This is a genomic window from Companilactobacillus halodurans (genome assembly GCF_009600985.1).
Classification (GTDB): Bacteria; Bacillota; Bacilli; order Lactobacillales; family Lactobacillaceae; genus Companilactobacillus; species Companilactobacillus halodurans.
Genome location: NZ_VDFP01000036.1, coordinates 1 through 9,616 on the forward strand (window position 1 = coordinate 1; position 9,616 = coordinate 9,616).

The window sequence follows — 9,616 nt, forward strand, 5'->3', positions numbered from 1 at the left end:
TTTTATATTATCGTCTTTTATATCTAATGCACATAGTATAAAATTGTCTTGGGACATCATGTTCACTCCTGTTTGATTTGGTTTGGTTGCTTAAATCTTAACACGAGAACAGTGATGTTCTTTTTTTTATCTAAAAGAGAATAAAAAAACTGGCGTTAATTTATTCATCAACACCAGAAAGTTTAGAACCACTTTATCTCTCTTTTTGTTAATTAGCTTTTTTACTTTTTGGCAGAAGATATTTAAACCAATTCAAAACTTGTGCAAATCCTAAACCACCAATAACAGCAATTATTGGCAAGAATTCGATACGGTATCGTCCTTGAACTTCAATCAGTAATTGAACGACTACAAAAGCCATTAACGGCAAAATCAATAGATATAGATTCTTGCTGAATTTAGTCTTGAATAATTTGAGTGAACCAATCCACGAAAAGATTATCAAGAAGATTGATCCTAAATAAGCTAGAAAATCAATAATCTTAACTGTTGTCGGTGAATGATTTAGATTATAGCTGGTAAAATCTGTCGCCATTGTTGGTGTTGACCATAACAATTGATTTTTATTGAAAAAGAATTTGAGCCAAAGATTATTATCGTTTAAATATTTAATCTCTTTTTTGATTTGAGCTTTCTCAATCCTTCTCGTGGTTTCTCGTGGTTTACTATCATCAATGAAGTTATTCATATCATTCGAATAGGTTCCATTTGATTGATAATGTAGGCCAACCATAAATTTCCACTCTTGATCAGTATTGGAAAGTCCATATTCATTAATTCCTGATGCCTTAATTCCCCAACCGGCAACGGCAAATAATACAAAATAAATCAATAAAGATAGAACCACTTTTAAAGCAGCCTTGTAATTATTATTTGTAAACCAAATATAAAAAATAGCAAAGACTACAATTCCAGCGATAATAACTGGACCAATCGGACGCACTAAACATCCCCCTGTTAATGTGATTCCGGCTAAAATGTAGCTCCAAATTTTGTCGTTCATTAATAAATAAAAAGTTATTAAGTACAACAAAGATCCTAAGTATTGATTATCGGTTTGACTGTTAAGAGCAAACCAATCTAAATCTATCATGAGAAGTAGGACTGAAAGACGTGCCACTACGACTTTTTTAAATATTTTATTGACTAAAAGATAAGTGAATAAAAGGATTAGTGCTTGATAAATTACGTTTAAAAATTGAATAGCAAAAATATTGAATCCAAAAATTTTAATCACGCTGGCAACATAAATTATAAAGCCAGTTTGATAAGCGTACTTGGCAAAATAATCGGTTGGCGAACTATAAATTCTTCTTTCAGTGAAAACTACTGGAGCTCGACTCCAAAAATTACCAAAGTCGCTAGTTTGTTGATTTGGAACTTTCAAAATCCAAACAGTTCCAACAATAATGAAGATAAGAAGTAATGCCCCTAAAACAATACGATTTATCTTTTGGTCCTCGGTTTTGATTTTTGCTAGAACGAAACCGGTAATAAATAGTAATGCTAGTGAAACTATTATTAAAATAAAATTACGAATAGGATTCACGAAGGCAAAACTATGATAGTAGTGCGACAACATTGAAAAAAAGACAATTGTTGTGAAAAAAGCAAAACAAACTAAAATAATTTTACTTATAATATTTTGAAAAGTCCTAATGATGTCTCCCCCTTTTTTTATCAGGCAATAAAATAATTTTACTACAAATGGGAATTTTAAAATAGATACATTTTGAAAACGTTAAACCTAAGAGAAACTAGTCCTTTGAATAAATTGGTCTAGTTAATTTTAATGTATTTTAAAATCATACTGGTGTCATAACGTTACAAAAAAAGTATTTATTGCCTGCAATCCTAGATGGGACAACCATGTGTTCGTGTCAAGGACAAAATTTGGCGTTATCCACTTGAAATTTGCTGCTGAGTTTAAATTGAAAAAAACATTGCTTACTCCTAAAGAAGGATATTAGAATTGTAATTGCGACTTAGTTTTATCTCTTAAAGAAAGTTATTCATATTTAATTTTTATGCCAAAAAAATAAATGTGAAGTACTTGACAAAATCGAAAAAATGTAATTCAGCACTAGATGTTGTTATTCAATCAAATTCGAGATACTATACATAGTGTTGATTACGAAATATTTAAAAACAGTGTGGAGTGAGTGTTAATGACTACTATTAATCAAATTACATTATCAGATGACTTCGTTGATGAAGTTAAACAAACAATTAAACCCCACTGGGGTGAATTAGGCTGGGTCACTTATAAACGGACTTATGCTCGTTGGATTCCAGAATTAGACCGGACTGAAAATTGGTCAGAAACAGTTAAACGTGTTGTTGAGGGTAATATCAACCTTGATCCTCGTTTAAAAAAAGATGATTTAACTGATGAACAATATGATGGATTAGTTAAAGAAGCAAAAGATTTATATAAATTGGTCTATGGATTGGCTGCCACTCCTTCGGGAAGAAATCTTTGGATCTCTGGTACACAATATCAACATCGTAATGGTGATGCTTTGAATAACTGCTGGTTCATCGCGATTAGACCACAGAAATATGGCAATAGTCACATTGTCCCTTCATATCTTCAAAAGGATCAATTAGCTGTCTCAATGCCATTTTCATTTATGTTTGACCAATTGATGAAGGGTGGCGGCGTTGGCTTTTCCGTTGTTCCTTCAAATATGAAACTAATGCCTGTCGTTGATAATGCCGTCAATTTGACAGTTCTAATTGGAAAAGAAAGTGCTGCTTACGATGATTCGATTGCTGCTGGTGCAATCGATCGTGACGACTGGTTAGCAGAACATGATATTTCAACGACCCGTCACTATGAATTGCCAGATACTCGTGAAGGCTGGGTAATAGGAAATGCTAATATGATTGATGCCCACTTTAACAGTACCAATGATGGTTTCAAAGACGTTGTCCTTGATATTACTAATATTCGTGCTAAAGGTGAAAAAATTAAGGGCTTTGGCGGAACTGCATCTGGTCCTGTACCATTGATTCAAATGTTCTTTGACATCAATGAGGTCTTGAATGAAGCCGTTGGTAAAAAGCTTACTTCAGTTGATTGTACTGATATGGGTAATTTGATTGGTAAAACAGTTGTTGCCGGAAATGTTCGTCGTTCAGCTGAATTGGCTCTTGGTGGATCGACTGACGATGACTTCATTACGATGAAACAAGATAAAAAGAAGCTATATCACCACCGTTGGGCATCAAATAACAGTGTCGCTGTTGATTCTGAATTTAAGCGTTATGCTCCAATTGCTGATTCAATTACTCATAATGGTGAACCAGGAATCGTCAACTTGGAATTATCCAAGAATTACGGTCGTTGCATTGATGGTTATCAACCGGGAATCGATGATGGCGTTGAAGGTACTAATCCTTGCGGGGAAATTTCTTTGAGCAATGGCGAACCTTGCAACTTGTTTGAAGTCTTTCCATTGATTGCTAGTCAACAAGGTTGGAATCTTGAAGAAGCCTTTGCACTTGCTGCTCGTTATACTAAGCGTGTTACTTTCAGTAATTATGACTGGGAAGTTTCTCGTAATGTTATTCAAAAGAATCGCCGAATCGGTGTTTCCATGTCTGGTATTCAGGACTGGATTTTAACAACATTCGGTAATCGTGTTGTGACTGGTTTTGAACCTAACACTGACCCAGAAACTGGCGAAACGATTCAAAAGCCTATTTATGATCAACGCGTTGTGAAGAAAGTTGACGATTTATACCGTACTGTCGTCAAAGCTGATAAGGAGTACTCAAAAGCTCTTGGATGCAAACCATCAATCAAACATACAACAGTTAAACCATCAGGTACTGTTGCCAAATTGGCTGGTGTTTCTGAAGGTATGCATTTCCACTATGCAGGTTACTTAATTCAAAGAATCAGATTCCAAGACTCTGATCCACTTTTGAAAGCTTTGAAGGCTTGTGGATATAAGATTGAACCTGATGTTTATACGAAACACACAATGTGTGTTGAATTTCCAGTTAAGGCTGTCAATGCTGATGATCCAAACTTTGCTTCAGCTGGTTCAGTTTCAATTGCTGAACAATTTGCCACACAAGCATTCTTACAAACATATTGGTCCGATAATGCGGTTAGTTGTACAATCACATTCCAACCAAGTGAATCTAAGCAAATTGCACCATTAATGTATCAATATAGACATATTACGAAATCGACTTCACTCTTGCCTTATAGTGGCGCTGATTTCAAACAAGCTCCTAAAGAACCAATCGACAAAAAAGTCTATCAGAAACGTGAATCTGAAGTAGACGATGATGTTGCAGAGGTCTTTGCTGAACAAAATGATAATCATGATAAAAAAGATATTGAGTTAGTTGACCAAACAGATTGTGCTGGTGGTGCTTGCCCAATTAGATAAAAGTATTTTCAATGTTCTATAATTTCTAGTTAGTAAATCTAGTTGTTATAGAACATTTTTTTATTTCCGGAATTTACAAATAATTTAAAATTAATGGTTAAATTTTTCTAAAAGGGGAACATGGATTAAATTTAAATAATATAATGAAGACATTCAGGGGAAAAAGGGGAGATTTCCATGCAAACTTTGGATCAATCAAAATCATATTATCGAAGAATTACAGTTTTAGATGTTATGACGCTTGTGATGATTATTGGCTTCTTGTTTTTTGCTAAGGGATATTTGTTATCATTATTGTTAATAGTTATTTATCCGTTTTGCCATTCCAAAGTGATGGTCTCAAGTGTTTTGGACAAAAATACAAGATTGTGGGTCCGTAATATGGATTGGAATTATTATCGAAAAATCCATGGAATCAAATTTTTTATGCAATATAAACCTCAGGAAAGTGCGATTCCTATTAAGCATGTAAATTAGTAAATAAATATAATTGAAGAGTACTCGATTTGAAGGTTAGTTAATAGCTTTTTGAATAAGTCTTATCCTATGAATGGAATTATTCCAAATCATAGGGTATTTTTTTGGCCAAGAGTTTATAAAGGATATATACGATAGGAATTGTTATAATCTAAGCGAGGGAAATTCCAGATTAATTAATTAGACACGAAAAATAGTTTCGAGAGTTAAAACTTTACATCTTACGTTTACGGTTGTAAACTGTGTTCTGTTGATAAGGATTACACATGTAAACCAAGGAGGACGAAGAGATGTCAGAGGTTGAAACAATGAGTAAGGCTGAATGGCAAGTAATGAGGATCATTTGGACGTTAGGACAGGCTACTAGTAAACAAGTCATTGAGATTTTAGAGAAAAAAACTAGTTGGAAAGCTGCTACGATTAAGACTTTAATTGTCCGTTTGCAAAAGAAAGATTTCTTGCAGGCTGATGAGAAAGCGCGTCCATATGTTTATAAGCCATTGATTCCTGAAAGTACGGCCATACATCAAAGCGTTAGTAACTTGTTTGATAATCTTTGTTGTATGAAGAAGGGTCAAGCAATCAATGATTTGGTTGAAAATTCAGAGATATCAAAGGATGATATTTCATTGATTATTAAAACTTTAACCCAAAAAGAAAAATCAGCACCCGATGAAGTTGAATGCAATTGTTTGGAGGCAGATTTGAAATGAAGGATGAAGATATGAAGAATATGGATATGAAAGATTCTAACCACATGGACATGGATTCAGATTCAGATATGTCTAGTATGAATATGTCCGGAGGTGGCCACATGATGATGCATGGTGGCCATATGATGGACATGGGGGATCTGAAACAAAAGTTTTGGGTTTCGCTTGTTTTAGCAATACCAGTGTTTATTTTTTCACCTTTTATGGGCTTGCACCTACCATTTCAAGTCCAGTTCCCCGGTTCAGATTGGATCGTTTTGATTTTAAGTACGATTTTGTATTTCTACGGCGGGAAACCATTTTTAAGTGGAGCTAAAGGTGAGTTAGCTTCGAAAAAGCCTGCCATGATGACCCTTATTACCATGGGTATCAGTGTGGCTTATATTTACAGTTTGTACGCTTTTGTTATGAATGATTTAGTTCAGTCAAATAACCATATCAATGACTTCTTCTGGGAACTTGCTTCCTTAATCGTCATTATGTTATTAGGTCACTGGATTGAAATGAAATCAACAATGAATGCCGGCAATGCGCTTCAAAAAATTGCTTCATTAGTTCCTGATCAAGTTCATATTGTTGAGGGCGATGAAACAGTCGACAAAGATATTTCTAACGTTAAAAAAGATAATGTCGTAGAAATCCGTGCCGGTGAGTCAATTCCACTTGATGGACATATCGTAAAAGGCGAAAGCTATATCAATGAATCATTGATTACGGGTGAATCAAAAGCCGTTAAAAAAGGCGTCGACAGTGAGGTTGTTGGTGGCTCAATTAATGGTGAAGGTACTATTCGCGTAAAAGTCGATAAATCGTCCGATGAAGGCTATTTATCACAAATCAGTCAGTTGGTCTCAGATGCACAAAACAATCGTTCTAAGACGCAATTATTGGCTGATAAAGTATCAAGTTGGTTGTTCTACGCTGCCTTAACGGTCGGAATCATTGCTTTTGTTTATTGGTTGATCGTTGGCGACATGAGTACAGCTTTGAATAGATTAGTGGCGGTTCTAGTAATCGCTTGTCCACATGCTTTAGGTCTAGCAATTCCTCTAGTAATGTCACGTAGTACTTCCATCGCTGCTACAAATGGTTTAATTATTCGTGATAACCAAGCTATGGAAAATAGTCGTAAGATTGATTACATTGCAATGGATAAAACTGGAACTCTGACAGAAGGTAAGTTTACGGTTAATGGTTTGGAAACAATTGGAAAATCAACAGATAAAGATAAGTTATTGTCTTTGATTGCTGGAATCGAAAGTGGTTCGAGTCATCCCATTGCCAATAGTGTCGTCGCATATGCAAAAGATAAGAAAGTTTCATTGACTAAATTTGATGATACTCAAGCTCTCAAAGGTTACGGAATGAGTGCCAAACTTAATAGCGATGATTATTATTTAGTTAATATGAAGTATCTTAATGAAAATGATATTAAATTAGATAGCAAAGATGTTCAAACATATCTTGACAAAGGTAATACAATTAGTTATTTAGTCGTCAATAAAGAAGTCATCGGATTTGTTGCCTTAGGTGATCGAATTAAAGAAAATACCGTTGAATTCATTAAAGAACTAAAATCAAGAAACATTACTCCAATCATGTTGACAGGTGATAATAAGGATGCCGCTGCCACTATGGCTAAACAGATGGGTATTGATGAATTTAGAGCTGAATTATTGCCCGAAGATAAAAATAAAGTGATTAAACAATTAGAAAATGATGGTCACCATGTAATGATGGTTGGTGATGGTATCAACGATGCACCTAGTTTGGCGGCTGCTACAATTGGTGTTGCTATCGGTGCCGGAACTGATGTCGCAATTGATTCTGCTGATGTAATTCTTTATAACAGTGATCCATTCGATATCATAAAATTCTTGAAATTGTCACAACATACTTATCGAAAGACAGTCGAAAACCTCTGGTGGGGTGCTGGTTACAATATCATTGCCTTGCCACTGGCTGCCGGTATCTTAGCCGGAATTGGATTTATTCTTAGTCCTGCTGTCGGAGCAATCATTATGTCGTTGTCAACGGTTGTTGTTGCGTTAAATGCGTTGACTCTAAAAATGTAAATTTTTATTTTAAATATTCTGTTATCAAATGACAGAATATTTTTTATATAATTTTGAATTGTGAAATGGATAACTATTGAAAAAAGCTGTTCGACATAATAAACTGTATCTGATAAAGGGCAGGTGACGAAAAGATGGCAACAATTTCTTTATATTTGGATGGTCATGACGAAAAGCTAATTAAAAATTACGCTAAGTCAAAAAATATGAGTGTCTCGTCTTTTCTTCGTTCAATAGCTGTCGAGAAAATTGAAGACGATATTGACGATCAACTCTATGAAAGAGCTGTGAGAGAATTCAAGGAGAATCCACAGGATATTTCACTGGATGAGATGGAAAAAGAATTAAGCATATATTGCGAATAGACCAATATGGTCAACTTTTCATAGTCTTAATAATCGGAGATTGATTATTAAGGCTATTTTTGATTTCCTAAAAAATGAGGTTTAGACTAGTCATTAAATTCACGATGGGAAGCGGTAATTTGAGTAGAGAAGAATTTATTGAGCAACATCAAACAGAATTTAAAAATATTTTTAAAGAATTTATTGGTTTAAAAAGCCTCAGCGTCACCGGTGAAGGAATCGACGAGACAGTTGATTTTTTAGAAAAATTATTAAAGAAATTATTGAAAGCTCAAATTGAAGTTATAAAGACTGCTGGACATCCAATAATTTTGGCTAAATTAGCTGGTAAAAGCGATGAAAATGTTTTGTTTTACGGACATTATGATGTCATGGAACCAGGCGATTTGAATTCTTGGTCATCAGATCCATTTAAATTAACAAAAACTAATGGGCGGTTTGTAGCTCGTGGCGCAGGTGACAATAAGGGACAATTATTAGCACAAATTTTGGGAATCTATACCTACTTGCAAACTCATGAAAGTTTACCCTTCAATATAACTTTGTTCATTGAAGGCGAAGAAGAGCAAGGCAGTCCTAATCTTGCTCCAACCATTGAAAAATTAAAAAACACTAAATTGTCGCAAGTCAATACAGCCATTGTCGTTGATGGATCAGCTAACCCTGACGGTACTAACGTTTTAAGATTAGGAAATCGTGGCGTCTTTAGTTTTGAATTAATTTCAAAAACTGCGACCCACGATAATCACTCCGGAAGTTTAGGCAATGTGATGGAAAATTCTGTGACACAATTATTAAACTTTTTGGATAAAATTTATGACTCGAAAAATGGCTTAGTGAAATTACCCCATTTTTATGACGGAGTAACTGAGCCTACCAAGCAAGAATTAGCCTGGATTAAATTATTGCCATTTGATAAAAAGCAAATTATGCAACAAGCTGGTATAAATGAATTAGATATGGATCAGGAAACTTATTATCGCAATTTGATGTTTAAACCAACATTTAATATCTCTAGTTTTAAAGCTGGTTACTTGGGCAAAGGCATTAAGACGAGCATCCCTCATCAAGCAATGCTAAAAGTCGATTGCCGTTTAGTGGGTCAGCAAGATATCAATCAAATAAAAACTGATTTATTTGAAATTTTCAGTGATGAAATTACGACCAATAAGTTAGAAGTTAAGACCTTAGGCCAATTGCCTCCAGAGAAGACAAAAGCACCTGACGAACAGATTAATCAGCTCTTCCAAGCTATTAAACGAGCCACTGGAAAAGTTTATATTGAGCCAGCAATGCCTGGTTCTGTTCCTAATTACGTTTGGAAAGATATTTTAAAAGTTCCCGTCTTTACGATTCCTTATGCCAATTCAGATGAGCATAATCACGACTTTAACGAAAATATTACGGAAAAGAATTTTTATAACGGAATTAGAATCAGTTATGAATTATTAAAGGCTGTTCGTCAAATTAAGTTGATGGCAGTTTACATAAGCAGTTAGATCATAATTGGTCTAGCTGTTTTTTATTTGGCTGACGAGCTTGCTCGGAGCCAAAAAATTTGAAGATTGATACGCTTA

7 protein-coding genes are annotated in these 9,616 nt (G+C 34.6%); 6 read left to right on the forward strand and 1 reads right to left on the reverse strand.

Going from position 1 to position 9,616, the window contains the following annotated elements:
* Nucleotides 1-208 precede the first annotated feature (208 nt).
* Nucleotides 209-1,549 (reverse strand): ArnT family glycosyltransferase, encoded by a 1,341-nt coding sequence (locus tag FHL06_RS11550; RefSeq protein WP_337692560.1) that lies wholly within the window; start codon nt 1,547-1,549, stop codon nt 209-211.
* A 619-nt stretch (nt 1,550-2,168) separates the two neighbouring features.
* Between FHL06_RS11550 and nrdJ the strand changes: the two genes are divergently transcribed.
* From nrdJ to FHL06_RS11580, 6 genes are all read left to right on the forward strand, one after another.
* Nucleotides 2,169-4,409: a ribonucleoside-triphosphate reductase, adenosylcobalamin-dependent gene (gene nrdJ / locus FHL06_RS11555; protein ID WP_153386726.1), complete on the forward strand. Its 2,241-nt coding sequence runs from the start codon at nt 2,169-2,171 to the stop codon at nt 4,407-4,409.
* A 177-nt stretch (nt 4,410-4,586) separates the two neighbouring features.
* Nucleotides 4,587-4,886, forward strand: coding sequence for a hypothetical protein (locus FHL06_RS11560; RefSeq protein WP_153386728.1), 300 nt, complete (start codon nt 4,587-4,589; stop codon nt 4,884-4,886).
* A gap of 290 nt (nt 4,887-5,176) precedes the next feature.
* Nucleotides 5,177-5,599, forward strand: coding sequence for a CopY/TcrY family copper transport repressor (locus FHL06_RS11565; protein ID WP_153386730.1), 423 nt, complete (start codon nt 5,177-5,179; stop codon nt 5,597-5,599).
* Complete coding sequence (locus tag FHL06_RS11570; RefSeq protein WP_238334030.1) at nt 5,596-7,674, forward strand: heavy metal translocating P-type ATPase; 2,079 nt, start codon at nt 5,596-5,598, stop codon at nt 7,672-7,674. The genes FHL06_RS11565 and FHL06_RS11570 overlap by 4 nt, the downstream gene beginning before the upstream one ends.
* Before the next feature lie 134 nt (nt 7,675-7,808).
* Nucleotides 7,809-8,039: a type II toxin-antitoxin system RelB family antitoxin gene (relB, locus tag FHL06_RS11575; protein ID WP_153386732.1), complete on the forward strand. Its 231-nt coding sequence runs from the start codon at nt 7,809-7,811 to the stop codon at nt 8,037-8,039.
* 119 nt (nt 8,040-8,158) lie between these two features.
* Nucleotides 8,159-9,538: a M20/M25/M40 family metallo-hydrolase gene (locus FHL06_RS11580; RefSeq protein WP_192917968.1), complete on the forward strand. Its 1,380-nt coding sequence runs from the start codon at nt 8,159-8,161 to the stop codon at nt 9,536-9,538.
* Nucleotides 9,539-9,616 lie beyond the last annotated feature (78 nt).